We start from the raw sequence: 16,939 nt of genomic DNA, 5'->3' as shown, positions 1-16,939 counted from the left end.
TCAGGCGGTGGGGAGCAGCGTGTCGGTCTGTTGCTCGCGGTGCCACATGGTCGCGAGGTGGCTGTCGGGGCGGTTGATCAGCTCGGACCAGGTGCCGCGTTCGGCGACCCTGCCGTGGTCGAGGACGAGCACCTCGTCGACGGATTCGTCGGAGAGGCCGGCCAGGCGGTGGGTGATGAGGAGGGTGGTGCGGCCTGCGGTGGCGGCGAGCAGGTCGGCGGTGAGGGCGTCGGCCGTGGGCAGGTCGAGGTGCTCGGCGGGCTCGTCCAGGATCAGGACGGGGAAGTCGGCGAGGAGTGCGCGGGCGAGCGCGAGGCGCTGGCGCTGGCCGCCGGAGAGGCGGGCGCCGTGCTCGCCGACCATGGTGTCCAGGCCGTCGGGGAGGGTGTCGACCCAGGTCAGGAGGCGGGCGCGGTCGAGGGCTGCGCGGAGTTGGGCGGGCGTCGCGTCCGGGCGGGCGAGGCGGAGGTTCTCGCGCAGGGAGCTGTCGAAGACGTGGGCGTCCTGGGCGCAGAGGCCGACTGTGCGGCGGACCTCGTCGGAGGCGAGTGTGCGGGTGTCCACAGGCTGTGGACTGTCGGCGGAGAGGCTGACGGTGCCCGAGGTCTGGTCCAGGAATCGGAGGAGCACCTGGGCGAGGGTCGTCTTGCCGGAGCCGGAGGGGCCGACCACGGCGATCCGGCGTCCTGCGGTGAGGTCGAGGTCGAGGTCGTGGAGGGCGTGGGTGTCGGTGGGCTGGCCGGGCCAGCGGGCGGTGAGGCCTCGGACGGCGATGGGGAGGGGGTCGGAGGGGGGTGGGGTGGGGACCGTCGGTTCTGAGATCGGGGCCGGTGTTTCGAGGAGGTCGGTGAGGCGGATTCGGGCGGCTCGGCTGCGTTCGCGGAACTGGACGGCGGTGGGCATGGTGGTGACCGCTTCGAAGGCCGCGAGGGGGGTCAGGACGATGACCGCCAGGCAGACGCCCGGCAGTGCGTTGGTGCTGACGCCGTGTACGCCGACGGCGGCGGTCGCGGTGACCGTGAGGCCGGTGACGAGGGCGATGAGCCCCGCGGAGAGGGCGGCGGTGGCGGCGGAGCGGGCCGCGAGGATGGTGAGACGGCCGTCGGCGGCGCGGGCGGTGGCGAGGCGACCGGGGAGGGCGCCTGCGACGGTCAGTTCGGCGGTGCCGGTGAGGGTGTCGACGACCGATGCCGCCAGTTCGCCTCGGGCGGGGGCCTGTTGGCGTTCCGCTCGGCCGGAGAGGCGGGTGGCCAGGGTCGGGACCGCGGCGCCGGCGAGGGCGAGGCCGAGGGCGAGCACCGCTCCGGCGAGGGGGAGGAAGGCGGCGATCGCGACGGCCGAGCCGAGGGAGACCAGCAGCGCGATGGTGGCGGGGAGCCTCCAGCGGAGGTAGTGGTCCTGGACGGCGTCGACGTCGGAGACCAGGCGGGAGAGCAGGTCACCGCGGCGGAAGGCGGGCAGGGCGGCCGGGGCGAGCTGCTCCAGGCGGCGGTAGACGGAGGTTCGCACGCTGCCGAGGGCTCGGAGGACGGCGTTGTGGGAGCTGAGGCGTTCGGCGTAGCGGAAGACGCTGCGGCCGATGCCGAAGGCTCGGACGGAGGTGACGGCCATCATCAGGTAGAGCACGGGGGGCATCTCGGAGGCGTACGAGATGAGCCAGCCGGAGGTGGCCATGAGGGCTGTGGCGCAGGCGAGGGCGAGGGTGCCGAGGATGGTGGCGGGGGTGAGGCGGGGGGTCTGGGGTGGGGTGGGGCTCTCGGGTGAGGTGGGGCTCTCGGGTGGGGTGGGGCGGGGGCGGCTACCGGGGTGGTCGTTCCGGGGGGCTGCATGATTTTCGTACTGCCGGGAGGTGGGGGTGGGTTCTCGCCGTTGGGCAGTACGAAAATCACGCACCACGCCCCCCTCCACGACCACCCCGTCCGCCGCCCCCTTGCGCAGCGCGACCCTCTCGCTGGGGTTGGGGTGGGTGGGGGTGGGGGTGTGGGTGGGGGTGGGGGGAGTGGGGAGGTGGTGGCGGTGGGCGGCGAGGGTGAGGAGGGCGGGGCGGTGGGCGATGAGGAGGATGGTTCGGCCCTTGAGGGCGCGGATGGCCTCGACGATGGCCTGCTCGCTTGCGCCGTCGAGGTTGGCGGTGGGCTCGTCGAGGAGGACGAGGGGGCGGTCGGTGAGGAGGGCGCGGGCGAGGGCGAGGCGCTGGCGTTGGCCTGCGGAGAGGCCGGTGCCGCCTTCGCCGAGGACGGTGTCGAGGTCGGCGAAGTCGGTGGCGTGGGCGGAGGCCAGGGCGGTGCGGACTTCGGCGTCGGTGGCGTCCGGGCGGCTGAGGCGGACGTTGTCGGCGACGGTCCCCGCGAAGAGGTGCGGGTGCTGGGGGACCCAGGCGATCTGGCGGCGCCAGGTGGTGGGGTCGAGGTCGGCGAGGTCGTAGGTGCGGTCGGCATGGATGCGGATGGTGCCGGCGTCCGGGGTGGTGAAGCCGAGGAGGGTGGAGAGGAGGGTGGTCTTGCCCGCGCCGCTGGGGCCGGTGAGGGCGGTGGTGGTGTTGGGGCGGAGGGTGAGGGAGACGTCGTGGAGGGCCGGGGTGGGGCGGTTGGGGTGGGTGACGGTGAGGCCGGTGATGGTGATGGTGGCGGTGGCGAGGGGCGGGGCCGGGGTGCTGCCGGGGGTGGGGAGGGGGGTTTCGAGGACCTCGAAGATCTGGTCGGCGGCGGTGAGGCCTTCGACGCTGGAGTGGTAGAGCGCGCCGACCTGGCGGATCGGGAAGTAGACCTCGGGGGCCAGGATCAGGATGAGGAGGCCGGTTTCGAGGGTGAGGGTGCCGTCCACCAGGCGGAAGCCGATGGAGACGGCGACCAGGGCGACGGAGAGGGTGGCGAGGAGCTCCAGGGCGAAGGAGGAGATGAAGGCGATGCGGAGGGTGCGGAGGGTGGCGCGGCGATAGTCGTCGGTGATGCGGGAGATGGTCTGCGCCTGGGCTTTGGCGCGGTTGAAGATCTTGAGGGTGGGGAGGCCGGCCACGACGTCGAGGAAGTGGTGGCTGAGGCGGGCCAGGGTGTTCCACTGGCGGTCCATCTGGCTCTGGGTGGCCAGGCCGATGAGGACCATGAAGAGGGGGATGAGCGGGAGGGTGCCGGCGATGATCGCGGCTGAGGTCCAGTCGGCGCCGACGATGCGGATGAGGACGACGGTGGGGACGACCACGGAGAGTGCCAGCTGGGGAAGGTAGCGGGCGAAGTAGTCGTCGAGGGCGTCGATGCCCCGGGTGGCGAGGGTGGTGAGTTCGCCGGTGCGGCGGCTGGAGAGGTAGGCCGGGCCGAGGGCGGTGGCGTGGTCGAGCAGGCGGCGGCGCAGGGTCGACTTCACCCGGGCGACGGAGCGGTGGGCGGTCAGTTCGGTCAGCCAGGCGACCAGGGCCCGCCCGAGGGCGGTCGCGGCGAGGGCGAGCAGCGGGCCGGTGAGGTTGTAGGTGTGCTGCTGGAAGGCCCGGACGATGATCTCGGCGATCAGTCCTGCCTGCGCGACCACCAGGGCCGCGCCGACCCCGCCGAGGATCACTGATCCGGCGAGGAAGGCGCGGGTGGCGCGGGCGTGGGCCAGGAGGCGCGGGTCGATCGGCTTCATCAGTGGGTGGGGGTCGGGATGTGCTGGACGCCGATGCGCTTGCGGAACACCCAGTACGTCCAGCCCTGGTAGAGCAGCACGATCGGGGTGAAGACCGCCGCCACGATGGTCATCAGCTTGAGGGTGTAGGGGGAGGAGGCCGCGTTGCTGACGGTGAGCGACCAGGCGTCGTTCAGGGTGGACGGCATCACGTTCGGGAAGAGGGCGAGGAAGAGCATCGCCACGGCGGCGACGATGGTCAGGCCGGAGAGGATGAACGCCCATCCCTCGCGGGTCAGTTGGTTGGCGATGAGGGCGCCGAGGAGGGCGAGTACGGCGGTGATCATCGCGGCCAGGCTCCAGGCGGTGCCCTGGTGGGCCTGGGTCCAGGTGAGGAAGACCAGGGCCAGGACGGCGGTGACCAGACCGATTTGGAGGGCGGCCGTGCGGGCGCGGGTGCGGATGTCGCCGACGGTCTTGAGGGCGGCGAAGACCGCGCCGTGGAAGGTGAAGAGGGTGAGGGTGACCAGACCGCCGAGGAGGGCGTAGGGGGTCAGAAGGTCCCGGAGGCTGCCGACGTAGTTCTTGTGGGAGTCGATCGCGACCCCGTGGACGATGTTGGCGAACGCCACGCCCCAGAGGAAGGCGGGGATGAGGGACGTCCAGAAGATGGCGTGTTCCCAGTTGCGCTGCCAGCGTTCCTCGGTGCGCTTGGCGCGGTACTCGAAGGCGACGCCACGGATGATGAGGCAGACCAGGATGAGGAGGAGGGGGATGTAGAAGCCGCTGAAGAGGGTGGCGTACCAGTCGGGGAAGGCCGCGAAGGTCGCCCCGCCGGCGGTGAGCAGCCAGACCTCGTTGCCGTCCCAGACCGGGCCGATGGTGTTGATCAGGACGCGGCGTTCAGCGGTGTCCCGGGCGAGGAGCTTGGTGAGGACGCCGATGCCGAAGTCGAAGCCCTCGAGGAAGAAGTAGCCGATCCAGAGGACGGCGATCAGGATGAACCAGACGTCGTGGAGTTGCATCGAGGGTCCTCAGTAGGCGAAGGCGAGAGGCTTGTCGGCGTCGTCGGAGGAACTGCCGCGGAGGGTCGGATCCTGGGCCGGGGGCTGCTCGGAGGTGACCGGGCCCGCCTTGGCGTACTTGACGAGGAGCTTGACCTCGATGACGGCGAGCACGGCGTAGAGCAGGGTGAAGGTGCTGAGGGCGATGACCTGGGTGGTGACGCCGACGTTGGGGGAGACGGCGTTCGCGGTGGTCATCAGCCCGAAGACGGCCCAGGGCTGACGGCCCATCTCGGTGAAGATCCAGCCGAAGCTGTTGGCGATCAGCGGGAAGCCCATGGTGAGGATGCCGATCCGCCAGCTCCACTTGGTGAGGAAGGGCCCGAGCTCGTGGTGCTTGGTGAGCATGAGCTTGGGGACTTCGGAGGAGGTGGTGCGGTGTTCCGGGGCGAGGAACAGCTTCCGGCGGGTGGTCCAGAGGCCGACCAGGCCGGCCAGGAAGGACGTCATCCCGAAGCCGATCATGAGGCGGAAGCCCCAGTACGTGACGAAGATGTTCGGGATGTAGTCGGTGGGCTGCCCGCCGTACTTGGCCGCTTCGGCGGCCGCGGTGTCGTTGATGCCGGGGACGGGCGAGCTGAAGTTGCTGTTGGCCAGGAAGGACAGTATCCCCGGGACCTCCAGCTCGACGGAGTTGTGGCCGTCGTTGACGTTACCGACCGCGAAGATCGAGAAGGGGGCGGGCGTCTGGGTGTCCCAGAGTGCCTCGGCGGCGGCCATCTTCATCGGCTGCTGCTTGAACATGACCTTGGCCAGGCTGTCGCCGCTGAGTGCCGTTCCGAGGCCGGCGATGACGGCGATGACGAGGGCGATGCGGAGGGAGGTGCGCATCGCGGCGGTCTTCTTGGGGTCCGCGGTGGAGGTGCGCTTGGCCTTCCAGAGGTGGTACGAGGAGATGCCGACCATGAAGGCGGCGCCGGTGAGGAAGGCGGCGGTGAGGGTGTGGAAGACCACCACGAGGGTGGTGTCCTGGAAGAGCACCCGGGCGATGTCGGTGAGCTGGGCCTTGCCGGTGGCCGGGTCGATCGCGTAGCCGACGGGGTGCTGCATCCAGGAGTTGGCCGCCAGGATGAAGTAGGCGGACAGGACGGTGCCGATGGCCACCATCCAGATGCAGGCGCAGTGGATCTTCTTGGGGAGCCTGTCCCAGCCGAAGATCCAGAGGCCGATGAAGGTGGACTCGAAGAAGAAGGCGATCAGCGCCTCCATCGCGAGCGGTGCGCCGAAGACGTCGCCGACGAAGCGGGAGTAGTCGGACCAGTTCATGCCGAACTGGAACTCCTGCACGATGCCGGTAACCACGCCCATCGCGATGTTGATCAGGAAGAGCTTGCCCCAGAACTTGGTGGCGTGGAAGTACTTCTCCTTGCCCGTGCGCACCCAGGCCGTCTCGAGGCCGGCCACGATGGCGGCGAGGCTGATCGTCAGCGGGACGAAGAGGAAGTGGTAGACGGTGGTGATCCCGAACTGCCACCGCGCGATGGTCTCGTGAGCAACTGCTAGATCCACTGCGTCCTCTCTCTGCTCATTCCGTGACAAACCCAGCAAGCGGGAGCTTTGGCATGAGACCGGTGTCAAACGGCCCAAGCTTGTCCGCTTGTGAAAGTGAACACGTTCACAAGGTGTATTGAACACCATGCGGTTGCGCGCCCGAACACGGGGGTGGGTTTTGAACGACCAAGTGGTCAATCGGATGATCCGATGAAGCGGGGGCCCGTTACAAGGGCCGCCCGTCATGGGCTCTTCGACGATCAGGCGCTTGACAAAAGGGGCGGCGGGCCGCACGAAGAGGGGCGGAGTTCAGCCCTGGTGGGGGATCTCCACCCGGAAGGTCGCGCCGCGGCCGGGGGCCGTGTCGAGGGTGAGGGTGCCGCCGTGGGAGTGGGTGAGGGCGGTGGCGATGGCCAGGCCGAGGCCGGCCCCTCCGCCGTCGCGGCGGCTGCGGGAGGCGTCCACCCGGTAGAAGCGCTCGAAGACCTGGACGGCCTGATCCTCCGTCAGGCCTGGGCCTGAGTCGGCGACTTCCAGAAGACAGCGGCCGTCGGCCGTGCCGACGCCGATCCGTACGGCGGTGCCCGGCGGGGTGTGCTTGACGGCGTTGCCGACCAGGTTGGTGACCACCTGGCGGAGTCGGGCCTCGTCGCCGAGGACGGGGGCGGGTTGGGGGGAGCCGGTGCCGCTCGGACCGGTGAGGGAGACCGGGCGGCCGGGGTCGAGTGCGGTGAGGTCGTGCAGGGCGTCGGCGGCGAGGGTACGCAGGTCCATCGGGGCCAGGTCGAGGGGGCGTTCCTCGTCGATGCGGGCGAGGGTGAGCAGGTCCTCGACCAGGCCGCCCATCCGGACGGCCTCGCTCTCGATCCGGTCCATCGCGCGGTCGACGTCGGGCAGCGCGCCCATCCGGTACAGCTCGGCGAAGCCGCGGATGCCTGCGAGGGGGGTGCGGAGCTCGTGCGAGGCGTCCGCGACGAAGCGGCGCATCCGGGCCTCGGACTCGGCGCGGGCCGCGAAGGCCGCCTCGATCTGGGTGAGCATGACGTTGAGGGCTGCGGACAGGCGCCCGACTTCGGTGCGCGGGGCGAGGCTCGGCATCCGGTGGGAGAGGCGGCCGGCCGCGATGAGTTCGGCGTCCTGCTCGATCCGCGCGAGCGGGCGCAGTCCGGCGCGTACCGCGAAGGCGCCGAGGGCGGTGATCAGGACGAGGACGGCGGCGCCGATGGCGAGGAAGGAGGTGCGGAGTCTGGAGACGGTCGCGTCGACGTCCTCCAGGGAGACGGCGACGAGGACGTAGCTGGGGGCGGAGAAGGCGTTGGCGTTGGCGTGGGCGAGCGGGAGGACGATGACCCGCCAGCTGCCCTGGCCGTGCTCGTCCGGGACGTCGAAGCCGGTGCCCAGCTTGGCGGCGAGGACGGCCGGCGTCAGGTGGTCCAGTTCGGGCGCCGGGTCGGAGTCGGCGATCGGCTGGCGGAGCACCTGCTGGACGGTGCCGTCGGCGGCGCGGTACTGCACGACGTACTGGCTGGGCAGGAACTGGCCGACGCGCTTGAGAGCGGGGGTCTGGTTCTGCTGGCGGCCGTTGGGTGTCCGGTGCGAGAGGGGCTCGGCGAAGCGCTGGAGCTGCTGGTCGGCCCGCTGCACCAGCTGCATGCGGACGGTGCCGAGCACGACGAAGTCGCTCACCACCAGCCCGGTGGTCACCAGGAGGAGCGCGAGGATCAGCAGCCGGGCGCGGAGGGAGAGGCGGGACATCACTGGGGTGGGCGGCGCAGCGCGTACCCGATGCCGCGGACGGTGTGGATCAGCTTGGGGCCGTGGGCCGGGCCGGAGTCCAGCTTGCGGCGGAGGTAGGAGATGTACGACTCGACGATGGAGAGGTCGCCGCCGAAGTCGTACGCCCAGACGTGATCGAGGATCTGCGCCTTGGAGACCACCCGGCCGACGTTGGCCATCAGGTAGTGGAGGAGCTTGAACTCGGTCGGCGAGAGGGCGATCGGGCGGTCGCCGCGGGTCACCTCGTGGGCGATGGGATCGAGGGTGAGGTCGGCGACCATCAGCCTGCCGTCCTCGGCCGGGCCGCCCGCCCTGCGGAGGATGGCGCGGATCCGGGCGATCAGCTCCTCGAGGCTGAAGGGCTTGGTGACGTAGTCGTCCGCACCGGCCGCCAGACCCTGGACCTTGTCGGTCGTCCCGTCCCTGGCGGTGAGGAAGAGCACCGGCACATGCTCGCCCGACTGCGGCCACTGGGCCTGCTCGCGCAGCCGCTCGACCACGGTGAACCCGTCCAGGTCGGGCAGCATCACGTCGAGTACGACGAGGTCGGGACGCTCGGCGGCCACCGCGGCGAGGGCTTCCTCGCCGGTCGCGGCGGAGGCGACCCGGAAGCCGGAGAACCGCAGCGAGGCGGAGAGCAGCTCCCGGATGTTCGGCTCGTCGTCGACGACCAGCAGGAAGGCCTCGCCGCCCACGGCACCCGGCACTGCAGCGGTCCCTGCGGTCGACACTGTTCCTTGCACGACTGATCCGCCTCCCGGTCGGACGATGACATCCTTGTTGGACGATAGCCCGGGGAGGCTACGTGTGGTTGATGAGGACCTGATTAAACCGTTGCGGGTTCGGCGGTGGGCGCTGCTGCGGCGGCCGCGGCGGCCGCACCGCGGGCGCGGGATCGCTTGGCGTAGGTGATGGTCCAGGCGATCAGGGCGGCGGTGACGCCATAGCTGAGCACGGAGTTCAGGGTGACCATCTCGCCGGTGGTCAGGGTGTAGGAGAGCCCGATCCGCAGCGCCGCCTCGGCGAGGTACGCCAGGCCCCAGCCCAGGGTCAGGTTGCGCTGGACGCGGCGGAAGCCGGGGAGGTCCCAGAGGCCGTTCCAGCGCTCGACCGCCTCGGCGGAGCCGTCGGTGGCGAACTTCCGGCCGAAGTAGAACATCAGCGGGCGGGGGGCGGCCAGGGTCACCAGGCAGAGCAGACCGAAGAGCCCGGTGACGGCGGAGTCCTTCACCAGGAGGAGCCGGGCGGAGTGCGGCCCGATCAGGGTGACGGCGATGGTCAGGCCGAGGAACACCAGGCTGATCACGGCGAACTCGTCGATCCGGCGGCGCCAGGCGAGGTGGATCACGATGTCCACCAGCGGCCAGACGGCCGAGAGCAGCAGGGCGGTGAACTCGCCGTAGCCGTGGTCGGTGAGCTGGTTGTACGTGACGATCGGCGCGACGATGTTGCAGCCGATGGTGAGTGCCCAGCTGATGGCGGACATGCCGCCGCTACGGGCCGGAGCTTGATCCGACACGGTCTCCCCCGATGATCTCTGTCGTTGTCGGACCGGACAGTAGCTGATCATCCGTCATCTGCGCTACAGGGAAGGCCGGCCCGGCCGAGGGGGGATCGGCCGGGCCGGGGTTCGTCCAAGGTTTCGGGGTTTAACCGTTGGACGAGCTTCGGGCTCCCGGGAAGCCGCCGGTGGCGGCGCCCTCGGTGAGCTGGGTGGCGGCGTAGCCTCCGGAGGAGTCCGGGGTGCCGACCACCGTGACGGTCTGGCCAGGCTGGAGGTCGGAGACCTTGCCCTCCTTGTTCAGCTGGACCTTGGTGGTGTCGGCGGTGGTCACCTTGACGGTGTTGCCGTTGGCGTCGGTGAGGTAGACGGTGCTGCCGTCGACGGCCTTGACCGTGCCCCGGGTGAAGCCCGCGCCGCCCTGGCCGTTCTGCCCGGTGCCGGCCCCGTTGCGGCGGGTGCCGCCCTGGCCGCCGTACCCCCCGCCGTACCCGCCGAAGCCGCCCTGGCCCTGGGCGCGCGGGGTGCTGGTGGTGGCCTTGCCGTTGCCCTGTTCGTACCAGACGCCGCCGGCGAAGGAGAGGGTGGCGATCACGCCGCCGGCCAGCACCAGGGTGAGCCAGGGGAGCTTGCGGCGCGGGGGCGCGGCGAGTTCGGTGGTGACGTCGCGGGCGTCCGGCGGGGTGGCCAGCAGCTCCACCTGCGGGTCGTTGTCACTGGACATGGTGCTCCTACTCGTGCCGGAGGGCGTCGATGGGGCGCAGCGAGGCGGCCCGGTTGGCGGGGTAGCTGCCGAAGAACAGGCCGATGGCGACCGCGATGGCGAAGGCGCCGAGGACGGACTCCGGGATCACCACGGGCTTGATGCCGACGATGCTGAAGTGCGAGCCGATGATCCCGGCCGCGGCCCCGAGCCCTGCTCCGATGACGGAGAGGAGGGTCGACTCGGTGAGGAACTGGCCCAGGATGACGCCCTTGGGCGCACCGAGCGCCTTGCGGATGCCGATCTCCCTGGTCCGCTCGGTGACGGTGACCAGCATGATGTTGGTGATCCCGATCCCGCCGACCAGGAGCGAAATCGCGGCGACCGCTCCGAGCAGCACGGTGAAGGTCTTGGTGGTGCTCTCACGGGCCGTCAGGAGGGAGGTCTGGTTGCTGATCCGGAAGTCGACCTTGCTGGAGTCGGTGATGGCGTGGGTGCCCATCAGGATCCGGGTGATGTCGCTCTGGGCGGCCGTGGTCGACTCGGCCGAGGTGGCCTGCACCAGGATCTGGTTGACCGAGCCGAAGCCGGTGAAGGCGTTCTGCACGGTGGGCAGGGGTGCGATCACCACGTCGTCCGGGTCGTTGAAGCCGGTGCTGCCCTTGGTCTGCAGCACGCCGACGACGGTGAACGGCGTGCCGCCGATGACGATCCGCTTTCCGACCGGGTCCTCGGTGTCGAAGAGCTGCTTGGCGGTGGTGGAGCCGATCACGGCGACCTTGCGGGAGTTGAGCACGTCGTCGTTGCTGAAGTAGTCGCCCCGGGCGACCTTCTGGTTGGCGGTCTCGAAGTACGCGGGGTAGGTACCGATGACCGAGCCGGGCGAGTACGAGATGTTCCCGTACAGCGCGGTGCCGGTGGTGGTGACGACCGGGGCGACGGTCTTGATCGCGGGTGCGTCGGTGGCCGTGGCCAGGGCCTTGGCGTCCTCCACCGTGAGCTTCCTGGCGGCGGTGGCGGAGCCTCGGAGGTTGCTGGAGGAGACGGTGAGCGAGTTGGTGCCGAGGGACGTGATGGAGTTCTTGACCGCGACGGAGGAGCCGTTGCCGACGGCCAGGAGGAGGATCACCGAGGCGACACCGATCAGTACGCCGAGCATGGTGAGTGCCGAGCGGACCTTGTTGGCGACCAGGCCGCCGAAGGCGAAGCGGAGCATCTGCCAGAAGATCACGGGCGGGCTCCCGCGAGGTCGAGCGCCGGCGGCGGACCGTCGACCTTGGCCTGGCGTACGTCCGAGATGATCGCGCCGTCCACCAGGCGGATCACCCGCTTGGCGTGGCGGGCGACTTCGTCCTCGTGCGTGATCAGGACGACGGTCCGGCCGGTCGCGTTGAGCCCGTCGATGATGGCCAGCACCTCCTCGGTGGAGCGGCTGTCGAGGTTGCCGGTGGGCTCGTCGGCGAGCAGCATCGCGGGCGCGGTGACCAGCGCGCGGGCCACTGCGACGCGCTGCTGCTGGCCGCCGGAGAGCTCGTTCGGCTTGTGCCCGGCCCGGTCGGCGAGGCCGACCAGCGAGAGTGCGGCGAGTGCGCGGCGCCGGCGCTCGGCAGCGCGTACGCCCGCGTAGGCGAGCGGGAGTTCCACCTGGGCGAGCGCGGTGGTGCGCGGGACCAGGTTGAAGGACTGGAAGATGAAGCCGATCTTCCGGTTGCGGACGAGGGAGAGCTGCTGCTCGTCGAGGTGGCCCACGTCGATGCCGTCCAGGAGGTACCGGCCGGAGGTGGGGACGTCCAGGCAGCCGAGGATGTTCATCAGGGTCGACTTGCCGGAGCCCGAACTGCCCATCACCGCAACAAAGTCGCCCTGCTCGATGTCCAGGCTCACGCCCTGCGGCCGGTCGCCGCCGGGCCCGCGCAGGGCGTGCACGGTGGCGTCGCCGTGCCCGTACGACTTGGTGACGTGGCGGATCTGGATGACGGGCGGCTGCTGACTCTCCATCAGCGGTTGCCCCCGCCGCCGTTGCCGGTCCGGCCGGTGCCGCCACCGTTGCCGCCGCCCAGGCCACCGCCGGTGAGCCCGCCCGAGACGCCCGGGAAGTTGCCGCTCGGGAACCCGTTGCCGGTACCGGCGGTGGTCGTGGTGAGCTGGACCTTGTCGCCCTCCTTGAGGCCGGACACCACCTGCACGGTGGAGTCGCCCTCCACGCCCACGGTCACGCTGACCCGCTCGGTGCTGCCGTCGTCGTGGACCAGGGTGGCGGTCCGGCTGCTGCCGGTCCCCGCGAGGGCGGCGGTCGGTACGGAGAGCGCGTTGTCGGCCTCCCCCGTGATGACGGAGATGGTGGCGCTCAGCCCGGTGCGCAGCTTGCCGGTGTCCCCGGTGATCTGCAGCGTCGCGCCGTACTGGACGGCGCCGGACGTGCCGCCGCTCGACGTCGGCAACGAACTCACCGACAGCACGGTCGCGTTGAGCTTGGTGTCGGACTGTGCGTTGAGCGTGACCGTGGCCGCCTCGCCCTTCTTCAGCTTGAGGGAGTCGAGCTCCGAGAAGGACGCGCTGACCTGCATCCCGGTGGGGTTGGTCAGCACGACGAAGCCGCTGAGCGTGCTGCTGCTCGTCGAGGTGGAGCTGCTGCCGCTGCCGGTGCTCTTGCTCCCGGTGGAGGTGGAGGACGAGGAGGTGCCACCGGACACCGTGTCGCCGACCTTGCCGGAGACGGACGCGACCGTGCCGTCCACGGAGGCGGTGAGCGTCGTGCCGACGAGTGCGGCCTCGGCGTTGGTCAGGTTGGTCCGCGCGGTGTCGACCTGCTGCTGGGCCTGGGCCACCTGGGCGTCGTCCACCTTGGTGGTGGTCGTGGTCTGCGGGGTGGGCGTGGCACCGGACCGGCCGGTGCCGCTGCCGCTACCCGTGCCGGTGGAGCTGGTCGTGACGGTCTCGCCCGCCTCGGCCTTGGCCAGGTTCGCCTTGGCGGTGGCGAGCGCCGATTCGGCGGCGTCCACCTGCTGCTGGGCCGCGGTGGTGTCGACGGTGGCGAGCACCTGGCCCTTCTTCACCGTGTCGCCGACCGCGACCTTGACGGCGGTCAGCTTGCCGCCGGTGACGAAGTCCTGGCCGGCGTCGGAGGGTGAGGAGAGTGTGCCGGAACCGGACACCGTGGCCAGGACGGTTCCCTTGGTCACCGAGGCGGTACGGGTCTGCGTCTTGCCGGCGGCCGAACTGGTGCCGCTGTCAAGGGTGGTGTACGCGAGGGCGGCCCCGGACAGCAGGGCCACGGCAAGCGCGGAGTTGACGAGGACGGCACCACGCCGTCGCGGGAGCACCTTCATGGCGGACAGCCTGACGCGGCGCTCTTGCCAAGTCCTGTGTCCCGGCTGGGAGCGGGCTGACCCCAGCAATCCGGACAATACGGACGATACCGGGGCCCGCCGGGGCTGCACGCTACCTACGGCAGGGAAACCGTTGATCCAACTCCCAGGAACTTCCCAGCGCTTCCCGGCCGGACTCTGAACCTCCGGCACCGGGAAAGCCGGGGCGGCGCCCCAGCGCGGTCGGCGGGGGCGCCGACGGCGTCAGCGGCTGAGATGAACCTCGAGCGTGGCCCCGGCCTCGGTGACGTTGGAGCCGTGGAGGTGACCACGGGCCTTGCTGAAGGCCCCGGTGCCGCCGGTGATCGCGATGTCGAACTCGCCCGGCGCATCGGCCAGGATGTTGGTGACCAGCCCCTGGGTGGTGATCTGACCCTCCTCCAGCGAGAGGGTGACGAGGCACTGCGCCACACCACCGTTGTCGGTGCGGAGGATGGTGCAGACACCGCCGTCGGTGCCGACCTTCTTACCGTCCCGGAACACGTCCTCCGTGAAGATGTCCTCGTCGCCAGGGCTGGGGAGGCCGTCCTTGTCCGCGTCGAGGTGCGTGTCCTGGGTCGTCCTCGTGGTGAGCTCGAAGACCTTCTCCCCGCCGCCATGGCCGTGGCCGCCGTGGGCCGGCGCGGCGACAGCGACCGGCGCGCCGGCGAGGACGGCGGCCAGCGCAGTGGCCGCGGCGAGGCTTACTACCTTGAAGGGGCGCATCATGCGTCTCCTGAGGGTTGTTGAACTATTGAATGACGATCCGTCACCCAATGTCCGTTCTACCCTCCGCGCCTTCGGAGCCCGCCCGGCACACCGACGGGCCCGGCCCGATCCGACCGATCGGACCAGGCCGGGCCCGTTGACGACCACGGCTGACGACTACAGCTCCTTGCGGAAGGCCTCCGCCGTCGCCAGGAAGATGTCGTTGGCGGCCACCTCGCCGATGGTCACCCGGACGCCCTCACCCGGGAACGGGCGGACGATGACGCCCGCCCGGGCGCAGGCCTCGGCGAAGTCCATGGTCCGGTCGCCCAGGCGGAGCCAGACGAAGTTGGCCTGCGAGTCGGCCAGGGCCCAGCCCTGCTCGGCCAGCGCGGCGGCGACCCGGGTGCGCTCCTCGACCAGCGCCTCGACCCGGACCAGCAGCGCGTCCTCGGCCCGCAGCGAGGCGACCGCCGCGTCCTGGGCGAGCTGGCTGACCCCGAAGGGGATGGCCGTCTTGCGCAGCGCGGTGGCCACCGGCTCGTGCGCGATGGCGAAGCCCACCCGCAGGCCCGCCAGGCCGTACGCCTTGGAGAAGGTGCGCAGCACGCAGACGTTCGGCCGGTCGCGGTAGATCCCGATGCCGTCCGGTACGGCGGCGTCGCGGATGAACTCGCGGTACGCCTCGTCCAGCACCACCAGGATGTCGCTGGGCACGGCGTCCAGGAAGCGCTCCAGCTCGCCGCGGTGGATCGCCACGCCGGTGGGGTTGTTCGGGTTGCAGACGAAGATCAGCCTGGTCCGGTCGGTGATCGCCGCGAGCATCGTCTCGAGGTCGTGGGCCTCGCCGGCGGTCAGCGGGACCGGCACGGGGGTGGCTCCGGCGACCTGGGTGATGATCGGGTACGCCTCGAAGGAGCGCCAGGCGAAGATCACCTCGTCGCCTGGGCCGGCGGTGGAGAGGACCAGCGACTGCGCCACGCTGACCGAGCCGGTGCCGGTCGCCACGTGCTCGGCCGGAACCCCGAAGCGGGCGGCCAGCTCGGCGGTGAGCTCGGTCGTGGCCATGTCGGGGTAGCGGTTGAAGGACCCGGCCGCGGCGAGGGCCGCCTCGAGGACGCCGGGCAGCGGCTCGTACGGGTTCTCGTTGGACGAAAGCTTGTACGAGTCGGCGCTGGCCGGCTTGCCGGGCTTGTAGGTCGGGATGCCGTCCAGGGTCGGCCTCAGCCGGGGGCCCTGTGCTTCCGTACCGCTCACGGTGCACTCCTTCTGCTCATGCGTGTGGTGCTCTGCCCGTCCGGGGTCGCCGTGCGTGCGGAGCCCTCGGTACGCACCCGTACCACCCCGGTCGGGTGCCCTGAACGATACCGATCGCCCTCACCCGTAGGGGTGAGATGCTCGTCCGGGTTACGGGTGCAGATCAGCCATTCTGCCGGGTTCCTATGGCACATGTCAGAGGTAAGAGAGCCGGATCAGCGCAGGTATCGAAGGGGGACCCGGCGCCTGGTTCATGGAGAAACGCTTCTTCCGAGCCTCCGCACGCCCCTGTCACAGACACCCCTCGTGCGCCATACGATCGGTCCGCCATGACAGCAGCAGCCAATCAGAGCGGTCGGCGACCCACCACCTCGCGGCGACTGGAGCGGGCCGGCATCCGGGATGTGGCAGCAGCCGCCGGAGTGTCGATCACCACGGTCTCGGACGCCCTGAACGGTAAGGGGCGCCTGCCCGACGAGACCAGAAGCCGAGTACGCGAGGTCGCGGAGCGACTCGGCTACCGCCCGTCCGCCGCCGCCCGGACCCTGCGCACCGGCCGGTCAGGCTTGATCGGACTGACCGTCACCACCTACGGCGAGGAGCCGTTCACCTTCACCGAGTTCGCCTACTTCGCCGAGATGGCGCGCGCGGCCACCAGCGCGGCGCTCAGCCGCGGCTACGCGCTGGTGGTCCTGCCCGCCTCCTCCCGGCACGACGTCTGGGGCAACATCGCCCTCGACGGCACCGTCGTCATCGACCCGCCCGACCAGGACCCGCTGGTCAGCGAGCTCTACCGGTCCGGAGTGCCGGTGGTCAGTGACGGCAAGCCCGGGAACTGCCCGGTCACCGCCTGGGTGGACAACGACCACGAGGCCGCCGTCCTCGGCATCCTCGACCACCTCTCCGAGGCCGGCGCCCGCCGGATCGGCCTGCTCACCGGGACCAGCACCGACACCTACACCCGGCTCTCCACCGAGGCCTACCTCGGCTGGTGCCGGCGGGTCGGCCAGGAGCCCGTCTACGAGACCTACCCCGCCCACGACCCGGCCGCCGGCGCCGTCGCCGCCGACCGGCTGCTCGCCCGCCCCGACCGCCCCGACGCCGTGTACGGCCTCTTCGACCCCAACGGCACCGACCTGCTCGCCGCCGCCCGCCGCTACGGGCTGCGCGTGCCCGACGACCTGCTGCTGGTGTGCTGCAGCGAGAGCGACGTGTACGCCGGCACCGAACCGCCGATCACCACCCTCTCGCTCAAGCCGCGCCGGATCGGCACCACCGTGGTCAACCTGCTCATCGACGCCATCGAGGGAGTCGACTCGGGGACGGGGGTGGACGTCGCCCGGCTCTTCCCGCCGCGGTTCCGCACCGCCGGCACCGGCCCGCCGCCGGGCACCCTGATGCCCACCGAGCTGATCGTGCGGGCCTCCTCACAGCGCCGCAGCCCCCGGACCACCGTCAGCCCGCCCCGCCCACCGGGCGAGGTTTAGGGGGTGTC

General features: G+C 70.9%; 13 protein-coding genes. 1 reads left to right on the top strand and 12 read right to left on the bottom strand.

The window, feature by feature from the left end; translation table 11 throughout:
* The 12 genes from cydD to hisC all read right to left on the bottom strand — a co-directional run bounded on the left by cydD (nucleotide 1) and on the right by hisC (nucleotide 15,444).
* Nucleotides 1-3,618: a thiol reductant ABC exporter subunit CydD gene (gene cydD, locus FB465_RS18750; RefSeq protein ID WP_145792132.1), complete on the bottom strand. Its 3,618-nt coding sequence runs from the start codon at nucleotides 3,616-3,618 to the stop codon at nucleotides 1-3.
* Nucleotides 3,618-4,622: a cytochrome d ubiquinol oxidase subunit II gene (cydB, locus tag FB465_RS18745; RefSeq protein ID WP_145792130.1), complete on the bottom strand. Its 1,005-nt coding sequence runs from the start codon at nucleotides 4,620-4,622 to the stop codon at nucleotides 3,618-3,620. The genes cydD and cydB overlap by 1 nt, the downstream gene beginning before the upstream one ends.
* A 9-nt stretch (nucleotides 4,623-4,631) precedes the next feature.
* Nucleotides 4,632-6,170: a cytochrome ubiquinol oxidase subunit I gene (locus tag FB465_RS18740; protein ID WP_145792128.1), complete on the bottom strand. Its 1,539-nt coding sequence runs from the start codon at nucleotides 6,168-6,170 to the stop codon at nucleotides 4,632-4,634.
* Nucleotides 6,171-6,461: 291 nt separating this feature from the next.
* Complete coding sequence (locus FB465_RS18735; RefSeq protein ID WP_145792126.1) at nucleotides 6,462-7,907, bottom strand: sensor histidine kinase; 1,446 nt, start codon at nucleotides 7,905-7,907, stop codon at nucleotides 6,462-6,464.
* Nucleotides 7,907-8,635 carry a response regulator transcription factor gene (locus FB465_RS18730; RefSeq protein ID WP_145792125.1) on the bottom strand — a complete coding sequence of 243 codons (729 nt, stop codon included), beginning with the start codon at nucleotides 8,633-8,635 and terminating at the stop codon, nucleotides 7,907-7,909. Before FB465_RS18730 ends, FB465_RS18735 begins: the two co-directional genes overlap by 1 nt.
* Nucleotides 8,636-8,754: 119 nt before the next feature.
* On the bottom strand, nucleotides 8,755-9,447 hold the full coding sequence (locus FB465_RS18725) for a VC0807 family protein (protein ID WP_145792123.1): 693 nt from the start codon (nucleotides 9,445-9,447) through the stop codon (nucleotides 8,755-8,757).
* A 130-nt stretch (nucleotides 9,448-9,577) separates the two neighbouring features.
* Nucleotides 9,578-10,153: a DUF5666 domain-containing protein gene (locus tag FB465_RS18720; RefSeq protein WP_145792121.1), complete on the bottom strand. Its 576-nt coding sequence runs from the start codon at nucleotides 10,151-10,153 to the stop codon at nucleotides 9,578-9,580.
* Between the two features lie 7 nt (nucleotides 10,154-10,160).
* Entirely contained in the window at nucleotides 10,161-11,363 is a 1,203-nt protein-coding gene (locus FB465_RS18715; protein ID WP_145792119.1) for an ABC transporter permease, read from the bottom strand.
* Nucleotides 11,360-12,130, bottom strand: a complete 771-nt coding sequence (locus FB465_RS18710) for an ABC transporter ATP-binding protein (protein WP_145792118.1) — start codon at nucleotides 12,128-12,130, stop codon at nucleotides 11,360-11,362. Before FB465_RS18710 ends, FB465_RS18715 begins: the two co-directional genes overlap by 4 nt.
* Nucleotides 12,130-13,461: an efflux RND transporter periplasmic adaptor subunit gene (locus tag FB465_RS18705; RefSeq protein ID WP_145792116.1), complete on the bottom strand. Its 1,332-nt coding sequence runs from the start codon at nucleotides 13,459-13,461 to the stop codon at nucleotides 12,130-12,132. Before FB465_RS18705 ends, FB465_RS18710 begins: the two co-directional genes overlap by 1 nt.
* A gap of 243 nt (nucleotides 13,462-13,704) precedes the next feature.
* Nucleotides 13,705-14,205 carry an allene oxide cyclase barrel-like domain-containing protein gene (locus FB465_RS18700; protein WP_145792114.1) on the bottom strand — a complete coding sequence of 167 codons (501 nt, stop codon included), beginning with the start codon at nucleotides 14,203-14,205 and terminating at the stop codon, nucleotides 13,705-13,707.
* A gap of 159 nt (nucleotides 14,206-14,364) precedes the next feature.
* Nucleotides 14,365-15,444 carry a histidinol-phosphate transaminase gene (gene hisC / locus FB465_RS18695; protein ID WP_145792112.1) on the bottom strand — a complete coding sequence of 360 codons (1,080 nt, stop codon included), beginning with the start codon at nucleotides 15,442-15,444 and terminating at the stop codon, nucleotides 14,365-14,367.
* Between the two features lie 329 nt (nucleotides 15,445-15,773).
* On the opposite strand from hisC, the gene FB465_RS18690 reads away from it, so the two are divergent.
* On the top strand, nucleotides 15,774-16,931 hold the full coding sequence (locus tag FB465_RS18690) for a LacI family DNA-binding transcriptional regulator (protein WP_145792111.1): 1,158 nt from the start codon (nucleotides 15,774-15,776) through the stop codon (nucleotides 16,929-16,931).
* Nucleotides 16,932-16,939 lie beyond the last annotated feature (8 nt).

Origin of the sequence: Kitasatospora atroaurantiaca, from assembly GCF_007828955.1 — a bacterium.
Taxonomy (GTDB): Bacteria; Actinomycetota; Actinomycetes; order Streptomycetales; family Streptomycetaceae; genus Kitasatospora; species Kitasatospora atroaurantiaca.
Note: the sequence above shows the minus strand (reverse complement) of the source record. Positions and strands in the feature narration are given on the sequence as shown.